The organism is Streptomyces spiralis (assembly GCF_014654675.1).
GTDB classification, from domain to species: domain Bacteria; phylum Actinomycetota; class Actinomycetes; order Streptomycetales; family Streptomycetaceae; genus Streptomyces; species Streptomyces spiralis.
Genome location: NZ_BNBC01000015.1, coordinates 104,885 through 126,146, shown reverse-complemented (window position 1 = coordinate 126,146; position 21,262 = coordinate 104,885). Strand labels below are relative to the sequence as shown.

Genomic DNA, 21,262 nt, shown 5'->3' with positions numbered 1-21,262 from the left:
AACGGCCACCCCGTCGCCGTCACCGGCTCCAAGGACAACACCGTACGCATCTGGGACCTCGCCACCGGCCAACCCGTGGGCAGGCCGATGGCGGTATCCGGTCACCGGACAAGCCTGGTGGTTGCTCCGCTGGACGGCCGCCCGGTCGCCGTCACCAGCTCAATTGGCTCGGAGCCCTGCGTATGGGACCTGACGACCCAGCAGCAGAGGGGACAGCTGCAAGGAGAGGAAGACATCTGGATCACGGCGATGGCGTGCACGAAGCTCGACGACCGCACTGTTGTCGTCGGCTGCGTCTATGGAGGGGAGCCGCGCATCTGGGACCTGGAGTCCCGTCGGGAACTGGCGACACTGGCATCTGACGGGGACGGCGGCTACGTGCGTACCGTGGCCTGTTCCGAGGTGGAAGGCCGACCCGTCCTGCTGGCGTCCTACCCCACCCAACAGGTCAAGGTCCTGGATCTGAAGGACGGCCGGCAGGTCGGAAGCCTCGAAGGCTCCGCCACGTCGATGTCGCTGGCCTGCACACTGCTTGCCGGGCGGCCGATCGCCGTGGGTGGCTCGGGCGACACGGTCCGGGTCTGGGAGGTGTCCGTCCGACAGGGCCTGGGCCGACCCATGACCGGTCACACCCAGTGGATCAGCACGATGGACCTCGCGTACGTCGATGGACGGCAGGTGCTCGTCACCGGCTCCTTCGACCGGACCGTGCGGAAGTGGGATGCGCACACCTGCGTGCCAGTGGGCGAGCCGCTGACGACTCAGGCGGAGAGTTTGTTCTCCGTGGCCTGTTCCGTGCTGAAAGGTCGCCCCGTCGTCCTCACCAGCACCGCGCTGGGCACCGCCGTGCGGGTGTGGGACACGGAAACCTGGCAGGAGGCCGGGCCACAGCTCGAGGGCCCCACGGAACCGGTGAGTGAGATGACGTGTGCGTTCCTGCACGATCGTCCACTGGTCATCGGCTACGCACTGGACAAAACGGTCTGGGTGTGGGACCTGGAAACAGGCCGATCCCTTTACCCGCCCCTGCGCGTCGACGGGCCGGAGGTCCTGCGCACGGCGGCCACCCTCCTGGACGGTCGCCCGGTGGCCGTCACCTCTGACGACGACACAACCCGCATCTGGGACTTGAGCGACCACCGGCCCCTCGCCGAGATCGACCAGGGTGCCCGGGCCGTGGCGTGCGGGGAGCTGGCTGACCGTCCGGTGTTGGTGACCTGTGCGAGGGACAGCGCCGTGCATGTCTGGGACCTGGCGACAGGTCGACCACTCGGCCGCCCGATGACCGGACACAGCAAGTCACCCTCCTCGGTGCGGTGCGCGATCCTCGACGGCCGTTCCGTCGCCGTGACCAGCTCACTGGACCACACGGTCCGCATCTGGGACCTCGCGACCGGAGCCGCCGTGAGCGTGATCCATGTACCAAGCCCCTCCCGTGCCCTCCTCGTCGAGGACAGCGGCCTGCTCGTCTGCAACCTCGGCAGTGACGTGGCCGTCCTCAGAAGAGCCCGGCCCGACGCACTCGGCTGAGTGCCGGGACGCCTTGTCAGTGGCGTGGTGCATGATCGGCGCGTCGGTTCTCCGAGGGGATGAGGGTGCGCCATGCGGATCACGAACCAGCAGGTGACAGGGCACGCGTTTCTGCGGCAGATGTACGCGGACGAGTACTTCCCCGATCATGTCGTGGACAAGGGGAGGGCGATCCTGCTGCGGCTGTGCGGCCGGATCGAGGCTGAGCAGCCGTCGGACCTGGCAGCCCTGTACGTGCTGACCCAAGCCGCGACGGAGGATTTCAACCGTCTGGAAGCGGAGTTCGAGGCGGCCGGGAGCGAGATCGAGACGGTCGCGCGAGAGCTGATCGCCGAGGACTTCTGGTTCATCGCGTCGGCATACGGCTTCACGAACGCGGACGCCGAGGAACTGATCGCCACGCGTGATTGGTGACCGACGGGATCAGCTCGGAGCACGGTCCCTCGGGACGGCCGCCTCGCTGCCGAGTTCGGCGGCGGCCGTGACCGTCCGCCCGCGCGGCCCCTGGAGCAGATACGTCAGTCCGAAGCCCGTGCAGACGACGACCGCGCCGCCGACCGCGTCCAGGACCCAGTGGTTGCCGGTGGCGACGATCGCGGAGACCGTGAAGAGGGGGTGGAGGAGGCCCAGGGCCTTCATCCACCACCTCGGGGCCACGATCGCGATCACCAGGCCGCACCACAGCGCCCACCCGAAGTGCAGGGACGGCATCGCCGCGTACTGGTTGGTGAGGGCCGTGAGGGTGCCGTAGTCCGGCTTGGAGAAGTCCTGGACGCCGTGGACGGTGTCGATGATGCCGAGGTTCGGCATCAGGCGGGGCGGCGCCAGCGGGAAGGCCCAGAAGCCGACGAGGGCCAGGAGCGTGGCGAAGCCGAGGGCCGAGCGGGCCCAGCGGTAGTCGACCGGGCGGCGCCAGTACAGGACGCCGAGGACGGTCAGCGGGACCACGAAGTGGAAGGACTCGTAGTAGAAGTCGAAGAAGTCGCGCAGCCAGCCGACCTTGACCACGGCGTGGTTGACCGCGTGCTCGATGTCGATGTGCAGGAACCGCTCCACGGAGAGGATCTCGTGGCCGTGGTGCTCGGCGCGGACCCGGCCGCCGGAGATGGTGCCGCCGGTCGCGGCGAGACGCACCTGCTGGTAGGCGGCGTAGGCCACGCGGATCAGAAGGAGTTCCAGGAGCAGGTTGGGACGGGTGAGGACCCTGCGCAGGAACGGGACCGGCGGGACGCGCTTCCAGCGGGTCGGTACGGAGGCGGCGTACTGGGCCGGGACGGGCCTCTGGTAGTGCTCCGAGGTGCGGGAGAGGAAGGGGACGACCGTCGCCGCCGCCAGCGCGGCCAGCAGGACCATGTTGTCCCGCAGCGGGTACATGACCGCCATGTTCGGCAGCATCATCTTCGCCGGGAGGGTCGTCACCAGGACCACGGCGACCGGCCAGACGTAGCGGTCGGAGGCGCGGCGGCCGACCCGGCCCACGACCGCGAGCAGCATCCACAGGAGCTGGTGCTGCCAGGTGGTGGGTGACACGGCGATCGCGGCGCAGCCGGTGAGGGCGACCGCGAGGAGCAGCTGGCCGTCGCGGGCGTAGCGCACGGCCCGGCGGACGCCGAGGACGGCGACCACCGTGCCCAGGGCCAGGAAGAGGCTGATCTCCAGCGGGCCGGTCAGGCCGAGGCGCAGCAGGGCGCCGTGCAGGGACTGGTTGGCGAGGGCGTCGGCGCGGCCGCCGAGGCCGGCGCCCGCCATGTGGTGGACCCAGTAGGTGTACGAGTCGTGCGGGAGCGCGGCCCAGGCGAGCGCGGTGCAGGAGGCGAACACGGCGCCGGTGGAGGCGGCGGCCTTCCTGCGGTCGGTGAACCACAGCAGGGGCGCGAACAGCAGCGTCGTGGGCTGGAGCGCGGCGGCGACGCCGATCAGGGCGCCCGTGGTCCGCTGTCCGCGCACGACGAAGCAGCCGAGCAGCACGAGCAGGACCGGGATGATGCTGGTCTGGCCGAGCCAGAGGGTGTTGCGCACCGGCAGCGACACCATGAGCAGGCTGATCGCGACGGGCGCGGCCAGCAGGGAGGTGCGGCGGCCGACCGGATGGGGCAGGGCGCGGGCGGCGATCAGGCCGAGCGCGACCACCAGGAGCAGGGTGCCGAAGATCCAGCCCCAGCCGAGGGCGTCCTCGGCGGCCTTGGTCAGTGGTTTGAGGACGAGGCCGCTGAACGGGGTGCCGGTGAACCGGGTCGAGTCGTACAGCGAACCCTTGACGTGCAGGACGCCCTCCGGTCCGACCCAGGTCTCCAGGTCCGTGAGTCTCTGTCCGGGCGGAGTGGTCAGGACGGCGGCCACCTGCCGTATCGCGAGGACACCGGCGATCAGCCACAGGCCCAGGCGGGCCGCGTGCAGCCGTGCTCTGGCCGGTGCACCTGCCGCCGCTGAGAACGCTCCGGCCCCTGCCCCACTGCGCTCCGCATCCGCCACGCCCCGTCGGCCTCCCGCCCCGCTGTCCCGGTACGAACCCGGGGGCGCGCGGCCCCACAAGAGACTCACGGCTCCCCCCGTGGAGAGACGCGGGCAGCCCCGGGTTCACCTGTCGTCCGCCCGCCTTTTGTCCGGATGACGATAGTCCGCCCCCGATGCGGTTGCGTCCGCCGGGCGCGACAAGGATCACAGCGCGGCGCCGTGCGGGGCGCCCGGCGTCGGGCAGACGTACCTGCGTATCACGCATTTACGTGCGCTGCGCATCGACTCGCGTACATTACGTGAGGGGAGCAGGCGGTCGTATGGTCGATTCTCGGCCAGGCTCGTTCCGGCCGGTTCGGCCCGCTCGTCAGCGTCGTCACGTGGGCCGCGTCCTTGTCCCCGACGAGAGGTAGGCGAGCGAAGCCTTGTCGGCTGCCACAGTCACCGCTCCCCGTTCCGTGTCCCTCATCAAGTCCCCCACCGCCGCCGCACCCCCCACGGTGACCGACCCGGCGCTCGTGAAACGCGCCGTGAAGGCCGCCGCGCTGGGCAACGCGATGGAGTGGTTCGACTTCGGTGTCTACAGCTACATCGCGGTGACCCTGGGCAAGGTCTTCTTCCCCTCCGGCAACCCGACCGCGCAGCTGCTCTCCACCTTCGGCGCCTTCGCCGCGGCCTTCCTGGTCCGCCCGCTCGGCGGCATGGTCTTCGGCCCGCTCGGCGACCGCATCGGCCGTCAGAAGGTGCTGGCCGTCACCATGATCATGATGGCGGCGGGCACCTTCGCGATCGGTCTGATCCCCTCGTACTCGGTGATCGGCGTGGGCGCCCCGCTGCTCCTGCTGGCCGCCCGGCTGGTGCAGGGCTTCTCCACCGGCGGTGAGTACGCGGGCGCGTCCACCTTCATCGCCGAGTACGCCCCCGACAAGCGGCGCGGCTTCCTCGGCAGCTGGCTGGAGTTCGGCACGCTGGCCGGCTACATCGGCGGCGCGGGCCTGGTGACCCTGATGACGGCGCTGCTGTCCTCGGACGAGCTGCTCTCCTGGGGCTGGCGGATCCCGTTCCTGATCGCGGGCCCGATGGGCATCATCGGCCTGTATCTGCGGATGCGCCTGGAGGAGACCCCGGCGTTCGCGGCGGAGGTCGAGAAGGCCGAGGCGGACCGCCCGAAGGTGCCGCTGCGCGAGATGATCGCGGGCCAGTGGAAGGCGCTGCTGCTGTGCATGGGCCTGGTGCTGGTCTTCAACGTCACCGACTACATGCTGCTGTCGTACATGCCGAGCTATCTGACCAGTGAGCTCCACTACGACGAGACGCACGGTCTGCTCGTGGTGCTGGGCGTGATGGCCCTGATGATGATCGTCCAGCCGTTCGCCGGCGCGCTGACCGACCGCGTCGGCCGTCGCCCGGTGATCGCGGCCGGCTGCGCCGGCTTCCTGTTCCTGTCGATCCCGGCGGTGCTGCTGATCCGCCAGGGCAGCCTGGCGGCGGTGGGCCTGGGCATGGCCGCCCTCGGCCTGCTCCTGGTCTGCTTCACGGCCGCGATGCCGTCCGCCCTGCCGGCCCTGTTCCCGACCCGGTGCCGCTACGGCTCCCTGTCGATCGGCTTCAACGTCTCCGTCTCGCTGTTCGGCGGCACCACCCCGCTGGTCGTCACCGCCCTCATCGGCGCGACCGGCAACATGATGATGCCCGCCTACTACATGATGGCGGCGGCCGTGATCGGCGGCTTCGCGGTCTGGCGCATGTCGGAGTCGGCGGGCCGTCCACTGCCGGGCTCTGCACCGTCGCTGGAGTCGTGAGGACGGACGCAGCCGCGGGCAGTCGCACTGAGGCGCGGGCAGTCGCATGGAGGCGCGACTGCCCGCGGCCGTCCTCCACCGCTAGTCTGAAATTCCCGGAGAATCCCCCAGTCCCCGGCTATATTTCGTGAGTGCAGCTAGTTAGGGAATCTAACTAGACAAACGAAAGGTTTGGTGCATGAGCGACCCGCAGCTCTGGGACGAGGTCGACAGCTACTTCTCCACGCTGCTCTCCCCGGAGGACGAAGCGCTACAGGCCACACAGCGCGACAGCGACTCGGAGGGCCTGCCGCACATCAACGTCACGCCGAACCAGGGGAAGCTGCTCCATCTCCTGGCCCGGCTCCAAGGCGCCCGCACGGTCCTGGAGATCGGCACGCTCGGCGGCTACAGCACCATCTGGCTGGCCCGCGCACTCCCCGAGGACGGCCTGCTGATCACCCTGGAGTACGACGCGCACCACGCCGACGTGGCCCGCCGCAACATCGCGTACGCCGGCCTCGACCGGATCGCGGAGGTGCGGGTCGGCCCGGCCCTGGAGTCGCTGCCCAAGCTCGCCGACGAGAACCCGCCCCCCTTCGACCTGGTCTTCATCGACGCCGACAAGGTCAACAACCCGCACTACATTGAGTGGGCCCTCCGGCTGACCCGCGCGGGCAGCCTGATCATCCTGGACAACGTGGTACGCGGCGGCGAGGTGACCGACCCGACCAGCACCGACCCGAGCGTGCGCGGCACCCGGGCCGCCCTGGAGCTCATCGCCGAGCACCCGAGGCTGGAGGGCACGGCGATCCAGACGGTGGGCAGCAAGGGCTACGACGGCTTCGCCCTGGCCCGGGTCCTGGCCTGAGGGATCCGCGCGCACCTCTGTCCCTCTACACCTCGTGGTAGAAGCCGACGTTGACGCTGCGCGGGCTCGTGCGGTCCTGGACGACGATCTCGCCGGAGCCGCCCCGGGGCAGCCGGACCGTGCCGCCGTAGGCGAGGGCCTGGGTGTGCTCGCCGGAGGTCAGACGGACCTCGGAGGACGGCTCCGGATGCGAGCCGCGCAGCCAGGTCAGCTGCCAGACGCCGTCGGGCCCGCACAGGAACTCCAGGTGGACCCGGGAGACGAACAGCCAGTCCTCGGGCGTCACCAGGCGGCACACGGCCCCGTCCCGGCCCACCCGCAGCACGGCGCCCGGGTCGCTGGGCGCGTCGGCCATCAGCATGCCGGCCGTGGCGCCCGCGTCCGTCCCGGAGACGGAGGCCATGGTGAGTTCGAGCACGTGCGCTCCTCGTGTTCGGGCGCCGGACCGCTGCCCGCGCAGCTGCCTCTGCCTCTGCGCGTGCTCGGCCGCGGGACCAATGCCGGTGGCGGAGCGCCTGATTGACGCACCGCGCGGCATGATAAATCGACCGGCCATGGCACGTCCGGCACAATGGGCTCATGACCGAGCGAAAGCCACCGGGTGTTCCGTTCGAGTCCTGGGTCGAGAAGGAGATCCGCGACGCACAGGGGCGGGGCGACTTCGACCGGTTGCCGGGCGCGGGCAAGCCGCTGCCGGACGACATGACGTACGACGAACTGTGGTGGATCAAGCGGAAGATGGCCCGCGAGGGCCTGTCCGTCCTGCCGCCGACGCTGGCCCTGCGCAAGGAGGCGGAGGACGCCCTGGCGGCGGCCTACGCGGCGCCCTCGGAACGGATCGTGCGGAAGATCATCGCCGAGATCAACACCAAGATCCTCGACATGATGCTCAAGCCCCCGCCCGGCCCTCCGCTGGGCCTGAAGCGGTACGACGTCGAGGAAGTCGTCCACGAGTGGCGGCGACGGCGGGCGGCTCGGACGGCGGCCGGACACGAGTAGGCGGCCGAGCGCGAGCAGGTGACCGAGCACAAGCAGGTGAGCGCGGGGGCGGGGGCGGTCGTCGCCGGATATCCGGTTGCGCGGCCGGCGGGCCCGCTCGCGACAATGTCGGGCATGACCTGGACCGTGGCCCCGGAACCGTACGGCTCGCCCGTCGCCGCAGCGCTGTGGCGGGCGTACTACACCGAGGTCAGCGACCGCTGGTACCTGCTCCACGAGGGACACCGCACCGATCCCGACGAGCTGGAACGGGAGGTCGCCGCCCTTACCGGCGCCGAACTCGCGCCGCCGACCGGGCAGTTGCTGCTCGCGCGGTACGACGGCCGACCGGCCGGTACCGCGGGCGTGCGGCTGCTGGACGCGGCGACCGCCGAGCTCACCCGGGTCTTCCTGCACCAGGAGCTGCGCGGCAGGGGCGGCGCGACCCTTCTGGTCACGTCGGCCGAGGACGCGGCCCGTGCGCTCGGCGCCCGGCGCATGATCCTCGACACCCGCGGCGACCTGGTGGAGGCCCGCGCGCTGTACACGCGTCTCGGGTACGAGGAGACCGCGCCGCACAACGACGCCCGCTATGCCGAGCACTGGTTCGCCAAGACCCTCGACTGACCCCGGGCCGACCGCGACCCGGTCCATCCGGTCCCTCCGATCCACCCGGTCCACCCGGTCTCACGCCAGGCGGGGCACCGGCCGTTCCCCGGGTTCCGCCTGCGGGCTTTCGGCGTCGGAGCCGCACAGCTCCTCGGTCAGTCCCTTCACCAGCCGCACCAGATCGGTCTGCCGCTCGGGGCCCCACCAGTCGCCGAGCAGTTCGGCCAGCGACTCCTCGCGGGCGTGCGCCAGCCGCTCGGCGACCTCCTGGCCCCGTGCGGTCAGGACGAGGTCCAGGCCCTGGCGTTCGGCCAGGCGCCGCTCCTCGACCTGGCGGGCGGCCTCGATGATGACGTTCAGCGGGACGGGGCTGCGCTCGGCCAGCACGGCGGGCTCCACCCAGCCGTACTTCTTGATCCGCAGCACCAGCCAGCTCGCCGCGGGTTTCAGGTCGTAGCCGGCCCGCTCGGTGATCCTCCGGTAGACCTCCCGCCGCCCCTCGCGGGTGCCCAGCACGGACAGCGCGCGGCACACCTCGTCGTACGAGGACCGCTCGACGGGGTTCGTGGCATAGGTCTCCGTGCCGTCGGGGGCCGTGACGGAGCCGCGCAGTCTGTCCTCCTTCAGGAACCAGGCCAGGACGAAGCCGAGCAGGGCGACCGGGGCGGCGTAGAGGAAGACGTCGGTGATGGCGGAGGCGTAGGCGTGCAGGGCGGCCGGACGCAGGGTGGCCGGCAGGGCGGCGATGCCGCGCGGATCGGACTTCAGGGAGTCCGCCGAGACCCCCGGGGGCAGCGTGACGCCGCTGAAGGCGGCGGCGAGCTTGTCACTGAGGCGGCCGGCGAAGACGGTGCCGAAGATCGCCACGCCGAAGGAGGCGCCGATGGAGCGGAAGAAGGTGGCGCCGGAGGTCGCGACGCCCAGGTCCTCGTAGCTGACGGCGTTCTGCACGATGAGGACGAGCACCTGCATGACCAGGCCGAGACCGAGGCCGAAGACGAAGAAGTAGCCGCTCATCTCGACGGCGGTGCTGTGCTCGTCGAGCTGGTGCAGCAGGAGCAGGCCGAGGGTGGTGACGGCGGTGCCCAGGACCGGGAACACCTTCCAGCGGCCGGTGCGGCTGACGATCTGCCCGGAACCGGTGGAGGCCAGCAGCATGCCGATCACCATCGGCAGCATGTGGACACCGGAGAGGGTCGGGGAGATGCCGTGGACGACCTGCAGGAACGTCGGCAGGTAGGTCATCGCGCCGAACATGGCGAAGCCGACGATGAAGCTGATGACCGCGGAGAGGGAGAAGGTGCGGATGCGGAAGAGCTTGAGCGGCAGGACGGGTTCCGCCGCCCGGCGCTCCACGGCCACGAACACCACCGCGAGGACCACGCCCAGCACCGCCAGGCCGATGATCTGCGGTGAACTCCAGCTCCAGGTGGTGCCGCCGAGCGAGGCCACCAGGACCAGGCAGGTGGCGACCGAGGCGATGAGCAGGGTGCCCAGGTAGTCGATGACATGCTGCTGGGACTTGCGCGGGATGCGCAGAGCGGCGGCGATCACGGCGAGCGCGACGATGCCGACGGGCAGGTTGACGTAGAAGACCCAGCGCCAGCTCAGATGCTGGGTGAACAGTCCGCCGAGCAGCGGCCCGAGCACGCTGGTCGCGCCGAAGACGGCACCGAACAGACCCTGGTACCGGCCGCGGTCGCGGGGCGCGACGACATCGCCGACGATCGCCATGGACAGCACTATCAGCCCGCCGCCGCCCAGGCCCTGCAACGCCCGGAACGCGATCAGCTCGGGCATGTTCTGCGCCATCCCGCACAGCGCCGAGCCGATCAGGAAGATCACGATCGCGGTCTGGAAGAGCTTCTTGCGTCCGTACTGGTCACCGAGCTTGCCCCACAGCGGGGTCGCGGCGGTCGAGGCCAGCAGATAGGCGGTGACCACCCAGGACAGGTGCTCCAGGCCGCCGAGGTCGCTGACGATGGTGGGCAGCGCGGTCGACACGATCGTCTGGTCCAGCGCGGCCAGCAGCATGCCGAGGAGCAGCGCGCCGATCGAGACCAGGACGTTCCCGGGGACATGTTCGTCCGGCCGGACCGGGGCGCCGACGTGGGCGGACCGGGCGCCGTCACCGTCCGGCACATCGCCCGTGGTGCCCGTTGCCCCGGTCCTGCCGTGCCCATCCCCGGCCATGAGACCTCCCGACGCTTGCGTGACTTGTTCCATCCTCATCGGTGTGTCCCGCTATGGCCTGTTGAGTCCCGCTCGGAGGCCGCCATTCCGGGGGCTTCGGGGAGGCGGTGTGGAGAGGATCTGCATAATCCTTGGAGTTCTCTAGGGGAGGGACCGACGCGTGGAACAGCCGAACGGGCACGTCTGCCCGGAGTGCGGAGCACCCCGGGCCACGGACAACTCCCCGTCGTGCGCCTGCGCCCGGCGAGCAGCCGACGCCCTGCGCGACACCCGCACAGCCGAGGCAGCCGCAGCGGAGGACTTCGACCCCCTGCGCATACGGCCATACGTGAACGTGGGCAGACCGCCGGGGGCACCGGGCACGACGGGGGCAACAGGAACAACGGACGCTGCGGGCGCTACGGGCGCTACGAGAGCAGGGGACGCGGAGGGCGCGGAGGGCGCGGGGCGCACCGGGGAGGCGGGGAGCCACAGGGACGCGGGGCACGGCGGGCACTCCGGGGACACGGGGACACACGGAGGCGCGGAGGCTGCCGCCGTCGGCCGCCGGGAGGCGGGAGACGCCGGGCGCCTGGCGGACGGTGCATACGGTGCGGGCCGCCGCAGCGGTCACCCGGAGGGCGTGGGCCATACGGGGCAGACCGGCAGAGAGAGCGGCGCGGTACAAGCCCACGGCGAGAGCGGCACGGCACACCCCGGCGGCCCGGAGGGTGCTGCGCACGGCCCCGTCGCGGACAACACCCGGCAGATGCCCGGCACCGGCAGCAGCGTGCACGCCTCCGACGAGAGCGGCACGACGCACCCCGGCCACGCAGGCGGCACGGCGCACAGCCCCGGCTCGGGCAGTGTTGCGTGCACCCCTCACACGGACGGCACCGCACACACAACCGGCGCGGACGGCACCCCGCACACGCCCGGCACGGGCAGCACCGTGCACACCTCCGACGAGAGCGGCACGACGCACCCCGGCCACGCGGACGGCACAGCACACGGCCCCGGCTCGGGCGGTGCCGTACACGCCCCCGGGGAGGGCGACACCATGCGCATCCCCCGCGTGGACGACACCGTGCGCGCGCCCCGGGAGAGCGGCACCGCACAAACCGCCGGCGGGACGGGCACCGCACAAACCGCCGGCGGGACGGGCGCCGTACACACCTCCGGCGCGGACACCACAAGGCACATCCCCCGCGCGGACGGCACCCCCGGTTCCGCCGGTACCGTGCCCACCGGCAACGGCCCAGGCGCCGCCGGCCCTCCCGAGGCGGAGACGCGTCCCGTGGCTGCCGTCGAGGAGACGATGCAGTTGCGGCCGGCCATGTTGCCCACTCCGTTGGCGCCGCGGGCGGGTGAGCCGACTGCCTCGGACCTGAGCCTGTTCGACTCCGGCGGCGCCGGCCGCGACGGCGGTCCGGCGGGCGCGCCGGGCCGGCCCGGCGAGGACGGGGCGCGGGGGCGCGCGGCGCGCGGTCGGCGTCGGCCCGGCGCCCTGCTCGCGGTGTCCGGAGCCGTGGTCGCGGTCGTGGCGGCGGCCGGGTACGCGAGCGGGCTGTTCTCGTACGAGTCCCCGGCGCGGGACGGGGCCGCGGCCCAGGAGGTGCGGGAGAGCATCCCGGACGGCCCGTCGCACACGGCCTCGCCGTCCTCGCCGGCGGCCACCGCCTCGTCGACCTCGCCGTCGGTGTCCGCGTCGGCGAGCGCGTCGCCGTCCCGCAGCGCGAGTCCTTCGCCGTCACCGTCGCCCTCGGCGACGAGCGCCTCGCCGACGCCGTCGCCGTCGGGTTCCGGGTCCGGCTCGGGGCAGGGCGCGGAGCCTCCCGCGCCGACACAGACCGCGGCGACGGTCAGGGCCACGGCGACCGCGCAGCCCGCCCCCGTCCTGCGCCGGGGCGACCGCGGCCCCGAGGTGACCGAACTCCAGCAGCGCCTGGCCCAGTTGTCCCTGTACACCGGCCGGATCGACGGCGTCTTCGGCCAGCGGCTGGAGAACTCCGTACGCACCTACCAGTGGGCCCGCGGCGTCACCTCGGACGGCCTCGGGGTCTACGGAGCGGCGACACGGGCGAGCCTGGAGTCGGAGACGTCGCGCCCCTGACGTCAGCCGATGTGCAGACGGACGGCGCCGGACTCCGCCGGCTCGACGCGGACCTGGGTGAGGTCCCGTACCACCACGTCCGGGCGGTGGAAGCCGGCGCGCGGGCCGACGCCGACCACGCGCATCCCGGCGGCGCGCCCGGCCGCGATGCCCGCGCCGGAGTCCTCGAAGACGACGCAGTCGGCGGGGGCGACGCCCAGTTCGGCGGCGCCCTTCAGGAAGCCCTCGGGGTCGGGCTTGCTCGCGCCGACGGACTCGGCGGTGATGCGCACGTCGGGCAGCGGCAGGCCGGCGGCGGCCATCCGGGCGGTGGACAGACCCACGTCGGCCGAGGTCACGAGCGCGTGCGCCACCCCGAGCAGGGAGGCGAGGAACTCCGGCGCGCCGGGCACCGGGACGACGCCGTCCATGTCCGCGGTCTCCTCGGCGAGCATGCGGGCGTTGTCGGCGAGGTTCTGCTCCTTGGACCGGTTCGGCAGCAGCACCGCCATCGAGGCGTGGCCCTGGCGACCGTGGACGACCTTCAGCACCTCGTCGCCGTCCAGACCGTGCCGGTCGGCCCAGCGCCGCCAGATCCGTTCCACGACGGCGTCGGAATTGACGAGGGTGCCGTCCATGTCCAGCAGGAGGGCGCGGGCGGTGAGCACGGCGGTGGCCGTCATCGGCAGCTCCAAGGCGGCGGAAGGGTCGGGCGTACGGAGTTGGGAGGCACGTAACGGATGGGCCCCGGGTGCCCCCGGAATCCCGGAGCCCCTCGGAGCTCCCGCGGGGACAAGGCGGCCCCGCCCGCCGGTCAGGGGAAGCGGGCGGGAACCACTTTGTTCCCCCACGGTACAAAACCAATCCGTATCCCGCCACCGCCCCACCGCCCGTTCATCCGGAGCCGGCCCTCCCGCGGCCCGCTCAGGCCACCGCCTCCCACAGGCTCCACGCGCCGAGCGCGGCCATCAGAAGGGCCGCGATCTTGGTGATCAGGGCCAGCGGAACCCGCTTCATCAGCGCCTTTCCGCCCACGATGCCGAGGCCCGCCACCGCCCAGAGGGCCAGCACCGCGCCCAGACCCACGGAGACCGGGTCGTCGTAACGGGCCGCGAGGTTCGCCGTCATGATCTGGGTGAGGTCGCCGAACTCGGCGACGAGGATGAGCATGAAGCCGGTCCCGGCGACCTTCCAGAAGGACTGGTCCTCGGGCCGGCGTATCTCTTCCTCGCCGTCGTCCTTCTTGAGCAGCAGCACCGCCGCGCCACCGAGGAAGAGCACGCCGGTGAGCGCGTGCACGATCCGCTGCGGCAGCAGGGTCAGCGCGCTGCCCGCCGCCACGGCGAGGGCCACGTGCAGCAGGAACGCGGCGGCGACGCCGGCGAAGACGTACGAGGCGCGGTAGCGGGTGCCGAGGACGAGTCCCGCGAGGGCCGTCTTGTCCGGCAGTTCGGCGAGGAAGACGACGCCGAAGACGAGCGCCAGGACGCTGAGACTGATCATTCCTTCTCAATCGGTCGGGGCCGCCCGGCCGAGAGGGTGCGACGTTCGCGATCAGACGCCTCGGCAGGGCAGCACACGTATGCACCCGTGCCGTACGCACGGGTGTGCACTGCTTGCCGAAGGTCTCGCCGGCCGACCTCACCGTCCTACGGTGCGAGGTCCGCCTCCGGGCGCCGGCTCAGGCGGGCTGAGCAGTATGTCGACGGTCCCGGCGTAGGGCTACTCCCCTTCTGCGCCGCCCATGGTACGGGATCCGAAAGTTCAGCCGCGAACCTTGTCGTGTCATGAACGCGTCACTAGCTTCTTACCGGACACACACCTCCCCGCAACGTGGCGCCGCGAGCATTCCCTCGCTCGCCCCACACCCCACCCCAAAAGGGAGTTCACGTGACTCGTTCCTCGAAGGTCTACGCGCGTCGACGGCTGAGCATACTCGCGGCCCTCACCGGACTCATAGCCTCCGTCGCACTGTTCAACTCCCCGACCGCCTCCGCCGCCCTCCCCACGCCGATCAGCGCCTCCACCGCCCGCAGCTACCTCTCCACCCTCACCGTGGCCGCCGAGAACCGCACCGGCTACAGCCGCGACCTGTTCCCGACCTGGATCACCATCTCCGGCACCTGCAACACCCGCGAGTGGATCCTCAAGCGGGACGGCACCAACGTCGTCACCGACTCCTCCTGCGCCGCCACCAGCGGCAGCTGGTACTCCCCCTACGACGGCGCGACCTGGACCGCCGCCTCCGACCTGGACATCGACCACCTCGTGCCGCTGGCCGAGGCCTGGGACTCCGGCGCGAGCAAGTGGACCACCTCGCAGCGCCAGGCCTTCGCCAACGACGTCACCCGCCCCCAGCTCCTCGCCGTCACCGACAACGTCAACCAGGCCAAGGGCGACCAGGACCCGGCGACCTGGATGCCGTCCCGGACCGCGTACCGCTGCACGTACGTCCGCGCCTGGGTCCAGGTGAAGTACTACTACAACCTCTCGGTCGACTCGGCGGAGAAGAGCGCCCTGCAGAACTACCTCGCCGGCTGCTGATCGCACGGGTCTGTCCGCCCTCCACCGTCGTTCAATACCGTACGGATCGACGGAGGAGGGCGAGCCGAAGGGGCGCGCCGGTGTCGGGGCGGCGAACGCGCGGAGGCCCGAAGGGCTGAGCACGTTCGCCGCCCCGACACCGGCTGAAGCGCCCCGGAGGCGAGCCCGACCATGGAAAGGGGCGGGCGATCGCCGTGGCCGGACTGCGCCTGGGACCACTGCTGAGGTACGTCGACGGCTCGTCCGCGACCGTATGGCTCGAGGCGAGCCGGCCGTGCACCGCCGAGGTCCGCTGCTCCGGCGGCGCCGGCGGCACCGCCCGCACCTTCCAGATCGAGGGCCACCACTACGCCGTCGTCCCGGTGACCGGTCTCACGCCCGGCACGTCGGTGCCGTACGAGGTCCTGCTCGACGGCACCCGTGTGTGGCCGCTGCCCGGCTCGCCCTTCCCGCCCTCCGTCATCCACGCGCCCGGCCCCGGCGACCGCCTCCGTGTCGCCTTCGGCTCCTGCCGCTGGGCGGCGCCCCCGGCGGACGGCAAGGACCCGGCCGGGCCCGACGCGCTGGACGCACTGGCGGCGCGGATCGCCGCCGACCCCGAGGGCGAGCGCCCCGACGTGCTGCTGCTCCTGGGCGACCAGGTCTACGCCGACGAGACCTCCGAGGCGACCCGGCGCCGGCTCGCCGCGCGCCGCGACCCGGCCGACCCTCCGGGCAGCGAGGTGGCGGACTACGAGGAGTACACCGGGCTCTACCACGAGTCCTGGCGCGACCCGGAGGTGCGCTGGCTGCTGTCCACCGTGTCCAGCTGCATGATCTTCGACGACCACGACGTCATCGACGACTGGAACACCTCCGCCGCCTGGCTCGCCGACATGCGGGCCACCCACTGGTGGCGGGAGCGGCTGCTGAGCGGCCTGATGTCCTACTGGGTGCACCAGCACCTGGGCAACCTCTCCCCCGCCGAGCTGGCCGCCGACCCGCTCTACGCCGCCGTACGGGCGACCCCGGACGGCACCCACGCACTGCGGACCTTCGCTGCCCGCGCGGAGGCCGACCCCGCCTCGGTGCGCTGGAGCTACCGCCGCGAATTCGGCCGGGTCCGGGTGCTGATGGTGGACACGCGGGCGGCCCGGGTCCTGGACGAGGACGACCGGGCGATGCTCGATCCCGGGGAGGCCGGGTGGCTGCGGGACCAGGTGCTCGCGGACCCCGGCTCCTGCGACCACCTCCTGATCGGCACCTCGCTGCCCTGGCTGCTGCCCCACCTCGTGCACGAGGCCGAGGCGTGGGACGCGGCGCTGTGCAGGGGCGCGCGGGGCCCGCACTGGGCCCGGTTCGGGGAGCGGCTGCGGCAGCGCGCGGACCTGGAGCACTGGGCGGCGTTCCCGGCGTCCTTCGAGGCGCTGGCCGACCTGATCGCGGAGGCGGGGTCGGCCCCCGGGGCGCCCGCGACGATCTGCGTGCTCTCCGGTGACGTCCACCACGCCTACGTCGCCGAGCCCGCGTGGCGGTCGGGGCCGGTGGACTCCCGGGTGGTGCAGCTCACCTGTTCCCCCGTGCACAACTCGGTGCCGCTGTCGATGCGGCTGGGCTTCCGCTTCGGCTGGAGCGCGGCGGCGCGGGCCCTGGGACGCCTTTTCGCCCGGCACGGGAGCTGTGTCGAGCCATCTGTCACCTGGCGGCGCACGGGCGGTCCCTGGTTCGGCAACCAGTTCATGACCCTCACACTGCACGGTCGTTCAGCACGGCTGCGGCTGGAGCGGGCCCGGGCGCAGGCCGCGGCGGGTGGGCGGGCCCGGCTCGAGACGACGGCCGAGCGCGAACTCGCCCAGTAGGACGCGGGTGGTCCACCCGGCGGCACGCCCCGCTGTCCCCGATTGTCCGCGGCGCCGCCCGCTCGCACACTTCCCGCATTCCGCGCCGTACCACCGCAAAGAAAGCGACAGACGGAACCGCCGGCGTGGCCCGGATTGGCTAGATGTTGAACTTGCAAGCACAGATTAGGGAGACCTAATCTCATCAGCTGTTCGAACATCCGTCCTGTGCCGGTACCCCCTTCCCAGGCGCCGGCACCCCTGACACCGGCTCCCTAGAAGGAGACTCCCCCCATGACCGGCCTGACCGGACGCCTCAACTCCACACAGCCGTACGCCCTCGGCCTCTACCGGGTTGTCGTGGGCCTGCTGTTCACCTGTCACGGTGCCGCCTCGCTGTTCGGTGTGCTCGGCGGGGCGATGGGCACCCATGGCGGCACCATCGCGGCCGGCACCTGGCCGGGCTGGTACGCGGCGGTGATCCAGCTCGTCGGCGGCGCGTTCGTCCTACTGGGCCTGGGCACCCGTGCCGCCGCGTTCATCGCCTCGGGGTCCATGGCGTTCGCCTACTTCGACATCCACCAGAAGGCGGCCCTGTGGCCGATCGAGAACGGCGGCGAGGCGTCGGCGATGTTCTGCTGGGCCTTCCTGCTGCTGGTCTTCACCGGCTCCGGCGCGTTCGGGCTGGACACGCTGCTCGCCAGGCGCTGGGCGCAGCAGCAGCCCACGGCCGAGCAGACACCGGTCGCGGCCTGACGGTCGAGACCTGACCGGTGGCGGCCCGGCGGTCGAGACCTGACCGGTGGCGGCCCGGCGGCCGGGGCGACCGGTCCCGGCCGGACCGGATCGGACCCGTTACTGCCCGGCGGCCCGGGGCCTGGCGGTCGACTCCCGGACGGGCGTCGGCCGTCAGGGCCTCGGGCCGCCGTTCGGTCGCCGTTCTGCCGTGTTCTGCCATCGTCTCGACGCCCTTGCTTCGACTGTTTTTGCCGCCTTTCCGGCGTAACAACGAACACATATGCCCCCGACGCACCCCCTGTCACATCCGCGGCGTACGCTGTATGGCTGTTCACAGGCCGCCCCTGCCGCTCCCCCGCGACGTCGCGGCACGGTCCGGTACACGGGGGAGTTCAGGGAGTCGTCGGTGCTGGAGAGTGTGGCGAGGGTGGGGTCGCTCACCGGCGCACCATGGATCTATGTCGTGGTGGCGCTGTCGGTGCTGCTCGACGTCTTCCTGCCCGTGCTGCCCAGCGGCGTTCTGGTCGTCACCGCGGCCACGGCGGCCGCCGCCGGTTCGGGTGCCGCGACGGGGCGGGTCCCCGGGGACGTGCCCGACATCCTGGCGCTGATCCTGTGCGCGGCGACGGCGTCGGTGCTGGGCGACCTCGTCGCCTACCGGCTGGCCTGGCGCGGCGGCGAGCGGCTGGACCGTGCGATCGCCCGTTCCCGGAGGCTCAGCTCGGCGCAGGAACGACTCGGCGCGGCCCTGTCCCGGGGCGGCGGCGTGCTGGTCCTGATCGCCCGCTTCGCCCCGGCCGGCCGCTCGGTCGTCTCCTTCAGCGCCGGCGCGACCCATCGCCGGGTCCGGGAGTTCCTGCCCTGGTCCGCCCTCGCCGGTCTGACCTGGGCCGCCTACAGCGTCGCCCTCGGCTACTTCGGCACGCGCTGGCTGGGCGCCGCCTGGCTGGCGACGGGCGTGTCGGTGGCGGCCCTGTTCGCGGCGGGCGCGGCAGCGGCGTATCTGATGCGCAGGGCCCCGGCAGGTTCTGAGGCGTCCTAGGATCCAGGCAGCCTCGGGGGCTCAGAGGTTCCGGGGCCCCGTCCGCGTTCCGGCCGGGTCAGCCGGCCTTGCGCACCGCCGCCTGACCCCGTACCTCCAGCCCCGCCAGCAACTCCTCGGTCGCCGCCGCGATCGCCTCGACCGCGTGGTCGAAGACCTCACGGTTGTGCGCGGCGGGAGCCCGGAAGCCCGAGACCTTCCGCACGAACTGCAGCGCGGCGGCCCGGATCTCCTCCTGGGTCGCCTCCTCGGGCAACGCGGGCGGACGCAGTGTCTTGATACTCCGGCACATGCGTCCAGTCTCTCCTGTCCGCCGTTCGGCGTCCGCCGTTTCTGTCCGCCGTTCCGTGTCCGGCGTCGTACGTCCCGCGTCGCAGGTCCCGCCCCGCCCGGCGGAAGGAATACCTCCGGTCCGCCTCCACTTGCACCGGACATGACCACCGTGGAGATCACCTACATCGGCGGCCCGACCGCTGTCATCGAGCTCGCCGGGCTGCGCCTGCTCACCGACCCCACCTTCGACGCCCCCGGCGCCTACCCGATCGGCTCGCGTGAACTGACCAAGACGGCCGGCCCGGCCCGTCGGCCCGCCGACATCGGCCCGGTCGACGCGGTGCTGCTCTCCCACGACCAGCACCCGGACAATCTCGACACCTCCGGCCGCGCCTACCTCGCGACCGCTCCCCTGGCCCTGTCCACGCCGTCGGCCGAGGCCCGTCTGGGCGCGCCCGTGCGGGCGCTGGCCCCCTGGGAGCGCGTCGAACTGCCGCTGCCCGGCGACGGGGCCCTCCACGTCACCGCCGTCCCCGCCCTGCACGGCCCCGTGGGCTCCGAGGCCCTCGTCGGCGAGGTGACCGGCTTCGTCCTCTCCGGCGACGACCTGCCCAAGGTCTACGTCAGCGGCGACAACGCCTCCCTGGACCTGGTCCGCGAGATCGCCCGCCGGGAGGGCCCCTTCGACATCGCCGTGCTCTTCGCGGGCGCCGCGCGGACCCCCCTCGTCCCGGACGCCCCGCTCACCCTCACCAGCGCGCAGGCGGCCGAGGCCGCCCGGATCCTCGGCGCCCGTCATGTCGTGCCGCTGCACTTCGAGCACTGGGCGCACTTCACCGAGGACGGTTCCGCCCTGACGAAGGCCTTCGCCGAGGCGGGCCTCACCGAACGGCTGCACCTGCTCGCCCCCGGCGCCTCCGTCCGGATGTCCGTGGTGGACCCGCTGTGACACTCCGGACCTCGTGACACGGGAGCTCGCGCTCAGGCGGTGATCGGCCCCAGGGCCTCCGGCATCCGTGCCCCTGCTCAGGCCGGCACGGTGGTACTCACCCGGAGGCGAGGTCGAACCGCCAGTCGTTCGACGTGAGCCAGTGGCCCTTCGGATACTCGAAGTCCACCGGTCCGAGCAGGGTGAACCCGGCCGCGCGGCACACCGCGTTCGAGGCGGCGTGGTCCACGCTCGGATACGCGTGCAGGTACCTGTGCCGGCCGGCGGCCCGCGCCTCGGCCACGACGGCCCGTGCCGCCCCCGCCGCCAGCCCACGCCCCTGGAACGCGGGTGATATCCCCCACCCGGTCTCCCAGACGGTGGTGTCCCGCCACTGCCGCTCCCAGAACCCGATGACGCCCACGGCCTGCCCGCTGTCCGCCAGCACCGCCCGGTACATCCGCCCCGCCTCCAACTCCAGGTAGCGCCGGTGGCGGGAGGCGAGCTTCTCCTCGCTCTCCGGGCCGCCCAGATGCGCCGTCATCTCGGGGCTGTTGTGCAGCCGCAGCAACCAGAAGTCGTCCTCGGTCCACGGCTCCAGCCGTAGCGCCGCCCCCTCCGTCCTGCCCATGTCGCCACCGGTCCCGTCCGCTCCGTATCCCGCTGTCTCCATTGCGTCACCGTAGAACAGGGGTCTGACAACGGGCCGCCCGCGGCGGGGGCACATCGAACACACGAGCCCATCGAAGCGAGTCGCGACCCTAAATCGAACAGGCGTAGCATTGCGCCGTGGCTACGCCCTATGACTTCCCGAGTGACCTCCTGGCCGGCCAGGAGGAGCTGCATCAGGTCCGGGCCGAGCTCGCGGCCCTGCTCAAACGGCTGCCCTGGTCGGTCGAACCGCTGGACGGTTTCAGTGACGCAGGCGGCTGGCGCAAGGTGGAGCGCCCGGCCTCCCCCGGCTGGACGGCCGACGAGCAGGCCGAGGTCGAAAAGCTCCGCCGGCGGGAGCACGAGCTCGCCGTGTTCGTCACCACCCACCGGTACTGGTCCGGGTTCACCGGCCCCGACCGCGTCGACGCCCGCAGCCGGCTCAAGCACGCCCGCGAGGACCCGGAGGACGAGGAGGGGAACGCGTGAGGCCCCCACCGCTCCCGCCGCCCGCGCTGCGCACAACCGGTTTGCGGGACAGTCCCCCTGGCAGGGTAGGCTGTCCACTCGTCCCGGGTGCGTAGCTCAGGGGTAGAGCGCCTGCCTTACAAGCAGGATGTCGGCGGTTCGAAACCGTCCGCGCCCACCAGTCGCAGGACACACGCAAGGCCCAGGTCCCTCGGGGTGACACCCGTCGGCCTGGGCCTTCGTCGTGTCTCCGAAAGGCCCCGGCGCGAAGTCTCCGGGAAGCCCCCCGGGAAGCCCCCCGGAAGGGCCCTGGA

At 72.1% G+C, this 21,262-nt stretch carries 20 protein-coding genes and 1 tRNA gene; 14 read left to right on the top strand and 7 right to left on the bottom strand.

Annotation, left to right across the window (positions count from 1 at the left end; all coding sequences use genetic code 11):
- Together IE318_RS17700 and IE318_RS17695 are read left to right on the top strand one after the other, a co-directional pair.
- Positions 1 to 1,530, top strand: a 1,530-nt coding sequence (locus IE318_RS17700; RefSeq protein WP_373311210.1) for a WD40 repeat domain-containing protein, incomplete at its 5' end; no start/stop codon positions are given.
- Between the two features lie 72 nt (positions 1,531 to 1,602).
- Complete coding sequence (locus IE318_RS17695) at positions 1,603 to 1,944, top strand: DUF5713 family protein (protein ID WP_189901438.1); 342 nt, start codon at positions 1,603 to 1,605, stop codon at positions 1,942 to 1,944.
- 9 nt (positions 1,945 to 1,953) lie between these two features.
- On the opposite strand, the gene IE318_RS17690 is transcribed toward IE318_RS17695, so the two are convergent.
- On the bottom strand, positions 1,954 to 4,002 hold the full coding sequence (locus IE318_RS17690; protein WP_189901436.1) for a bifunctional glycosyltransferase 87/phosphatase PAP2 family protein: 2,049 nt from the start codon (positions 4,000 to 4,002) through the stop codon (positions 1,954 to 1,956).
- Positions 4,003 to 4,409: 407 nt separating this feature from the next.
- Between IE318_RS17690 and proP the strand changes: the two genes are divergently transcribed.
- The gene (proP, locus tag IE318_RS17685; RefSeq protein WP_030169642.1) at positions 4,410 to 5,786 is read left to right on the top strand and encodes a glycine betaine/L-proline transporter ProP; all 1,377 of its coding nucleotides are present in this window, start codon (positions 4,410 to 4,412) and stop codon (positions 5,784 to 5,786) included.
- A gap of 178 nt (positions 5,787 to 5,964) precedes the next feature.
- Positions 5,965 to 6,636: an O-methyltransferase gene (locus IE318_RS17680; RefSeq protein WP_030169644.1), complete on the top strand. Its 672-nt coding sequence runs from the start codon at positions 5,965 to 5,967 to the stop codon at positions 6,634 to 6,636.
- 25 nt (positions 6,637 to 6,661) lie between these two features.
- Here the strand turns inward: IE318_RS17680 and IE318_RS17675 are convergent, their stop codons facing one another.
- Positions 6,662 to 7,054, bottom strand: coding sequence for a hypothetical protein (locus IE318_RS17675; protein WP_189901434.1), 393 nt, complete (start codon positions 7,052 to 7,054; stop codon positions 6,662 to 6,664).
- Between the two features lie 161 nt (positions 7,055 to 7,215).
- Here IE318_RS17675 and IE318_RS17670 point away from each other — a divergent pair, with 161 nt between their 5' ends.
- Together IE318_RS17670 and IE318_RS17665 are read left to right on the top strand one after the other, a co-directional pair.
- Complete coding sequence (locus tag IE318_RS17670; RefSeq protein ID WP_189901432.1) at positions 7,216 to 7,635, top strand: DnaJ family domain-containing protein; 420 nt, start codon at positions 7,216 to 7,218, stop codon at positions 7,633 to 7,635.
- A 114-nt stretch (positions 7,636 to 7,749) separates the two neighbouring features.
- Entirely contained in the window at positions 7,750 to 8,241 is a 492-nt protein-coding gene (locus tag IE318_RS17665) for a GNAT family N-acetyltransferase (RefSeq protein WP_373311209.1), read from the top strand.
- A 60-nt stretch (positions 8,242 to 8,301) separates the two neighbouring features.
- Here the strand turns inward: IE318_RS17665 and IE318_RS17660 are convergent, their stop codons facing one another.
- Positions 8,302 to 10,416: an MDR family MFS transporter gene (locus IE318_RS17660; RefSeq protein WP_189901430.1), complete on the bottom strand. Its 2,115-nt coding sequence runs from the start codon at positions 10,414 to 10,416 to the stop codon at positions 8,302 to 8,304.
- A 622-nt stretch (positions 10,417 to 11,038) separates the two neighbouring features.
- Here IE318_RS17660 and IE318_RS44935 point away from each other — a divergent pair.
- On the top strand, positions 11,039 to 12,508 hold the full coding sequence (locus tag IE318_RS44935; protein WP_229903573.1) for a peptidoglycan-binding protein: 1,470 nt from the start codon (positions 11,039 to 11,041) through the stop codon (positions 12,506 to 12,508).
- 2 nt (positions 12,509 to 12,510) lie between these two features.
- Here IE318_RS44935 and IE318_RS17650 read toward each other — a convergent pair whose 3' ends face one another.
- Entirely contained in the window at positions 12,511 to 13,170 is a 660-nt protein-coding gene (locus tag IE318_RS17650) for an HAD-IA family hydrolase (protein WP_189901428.1), read from the bottom strand.
- 241 nt (positions 13,171 to 13,411) lie between these two features.
- Positions 13,412 to 13,990, bottom strand: coding sequence for a TMEM165/GDT1 family protein (locus IE318_RS17645; RefSeq protein ID WP_030169663.1), 579 nt, complete (start codon positions 13,988 to 13,990; stop codon positions 13,412 to 13,414).
- Positions 13,991 to 14,377: 387 nt separating this feature from the next.
- Between IE318_RS17645 and IE318_RS17640 the strand changes: the two genes are divergently transcribed.
- From IE318_RS17640 to IE318_RS17625, 4 genes are all read left to right on the top strand, one after another.
- The gene (locus IE318_RS17640; RefSeq protein WP_189901426.1) at positions 14,378 to 15,031 is read left to right on the top strand and encodes an HNH endonuclease family protein; all 654 of its coding nucleotides are present in this window, start codon (positions 14,378 to 14,380) and stop codon (positions 15,029 to 15,031) included.
- Between the two features lie 194 nt (positions 15,032 to 15,225).
- Positions 15,226 to 16,869, top strand: a complete 1,644-nt coding sequence (locus IE318_RS17635; RefSeq protein WP_189901424.1) for an alkaline phosphatase D family protein — start codon at positions 15,226 to 15,228, stop codon at positions 16,867 to 16,869.
- Positions 16,870 to 17,151: 282 nt separating this feature from the next.
- On the top strand, positions 17,152 to 17,604 hold the full coding sequence (locus IE318_RS17630) for a DoxX family protein (protein WP_030169672.1): 453 nt from the start codon (positions 17,152 to 17,154) through the stop codon (positions 17,602 to 17,604).
- A 388-nt stretch (positions 17,605 to 17,992) separates the two neighbouring features.
- Entirely contained in the window at positions 17,993 to 18,628 is a 636-nt protein-coding gene (locus IE318_RS17625) for a DedA family protein (protein WP_189901422.1), read from the top strand.
- A 58-nt stretch (positions 18,629 to 18,686) separates the two neighbouring features.
- On the opposite strand, the gene IE318_RS17620 is transcribed toward IE318_RS17625, so the two are convergent.
- Positions 18,687 to 18,920 carry a DUF2277 domain-containing protein gene (locus tag IE318_RS17620; protein WP_189901419.1) on the bottom strand — a complete coding sequence of 78 codons (234 nt, stop codon included), beginning with the start codon at positions 18,918 to 18,920 and terminating at the stop codon, positions 18,687 to 18,689.
- Positions 18,921 to 19,061: 141 nt separating this feature from the next.
- Here IE318_RS17620 and IE318_RS17615 point away from each other — a divergent pair, with 141 nt between their 5' ends.
- On the top strand, positions 19,062 to 19,850 hold the full coding sequence (locus IE318_RS17615) for an MBL fold metallo-hydrolase (protein WP_189901417.1): 789 nt from the start codon (positions 19,062 to 19,064) through the stop codon (positions 19,848 to 19,850).
- Positions 19,851 to 19,947: 97 nt separating this feature from the next.
- Here IE318_RS17615 and IE318_RS17610 read toward each other — a convergent pair whose 3' ends face one another.
- A complete protein-coding gene (locus tag IE318_RS17610; RefSeq protein ID WP_189901532.1) occupies positions 19,948 to 20,460 on the bottom strand; it encodes a GNAT family N-acetyltransferase in 513 nt (170 codons plus the stop codon).
- Positions 20,461 to 20,618: 158 nt separating this feature from the next.
- Between IE318_RS17610 and IE318_RS17605 the strand changes: the two genes are divergently transcribed.
- Both IE318_RS17605 and IE318_RS17600 read left to right on the top strand, forming a co-directional pair.
- The gene (locus tag IE318_RS17605) at positions 20,619 to 20,969 is read left to right on the top strand and encodes a DUF8825 domain-containing protein (protein ID WP_189901415.1); all 351 of its coding nucleotides are present in this window, start codon (positions 20,619 to 20,621) and stop codon (positions 20,967 to 20,969) included.
- Between the two features lie 85 nt (positions 20,970 to 21,054).
- Positions 21,055 to 21,129 (top strand) — tRNA-Val (locus tag IE318_RS17600).
- Positions 21,130 to 21,262 lie beyond the last annotated feature (133 nt).

Bases quoted from the DNA above. Each gene is read 5' to 3' on its own strand.
- IE318_RS17695 (WP_189901438.1), top strand. From the start codon at position 1,603: ATGCGGATCACGAACCAGCAGGTGACAGGGCACGCGTTTCTGCGGCAG.
- IE318_RS17680 (WP_030169644.1), top strand. From the start codon at position 5,965: ATGAGCGACCCGCAGCTCTGGGACGAGGTCGACAGCTACTTCTCCACG.
- IE318_RS17670 (WP_189901432.1), top strand. From the start codon at position 7,216: ATGACCGAGCGAAAGCCACCGGGTGTTCCGTTCGAGTCCTGGGTCGAG.
- IE318_RS17665 (WP_373311209.1), top strand. From the start codon at position 7,750: ATGACCTGGACCGTGGCCCCGGAACCGTACGGCTCGCCCGTCGCCGCA.
- IE318_RS17660 (WP_189901430.1), bottom strand. From the start codon at position 10,416: ATGGCCGGGGATGGGCACGGCAGGACCGGGGCAACGGGCACCACGGGC.
- IE318_RS17650 (WP_189901428.1), bottom strand. From the start codon at position 13,170: ATGACGGCCACCGCCGTGCTCACCGCCCGCGCCCTCCTGCTGGACATG.
- IE318_RS17645 (WP_030169663.1), bottom strand. From the start codon at position 13,990: ATGATCAGTCTCAGCGTCCTGGCGCTCGTCTTCGGCGTCGTCTTCCTC.
- IE318_RS17620 (WP_189901419.1), bottom strand. From the start codon at position 18,920: ATGTGCCGGAGTATCAAGACACTGCGTCCGCCCGCGTTGCCCGAGGAG.
- IE318_RS17615 (WP_189901417.1), top strand. From the start codon at position 19,062: ATGACCACCGTGGAGATCACCTACATCGGCGGCCCGACCGCTGTCATC.
- IE318_RS17610 (WP_189901532.1), bottom strand. From the start codon at position 20,460: ATGGGCAGGACGGAGGGGGCGGCGCTACGGCTGGAGCCGTGGACCGAG.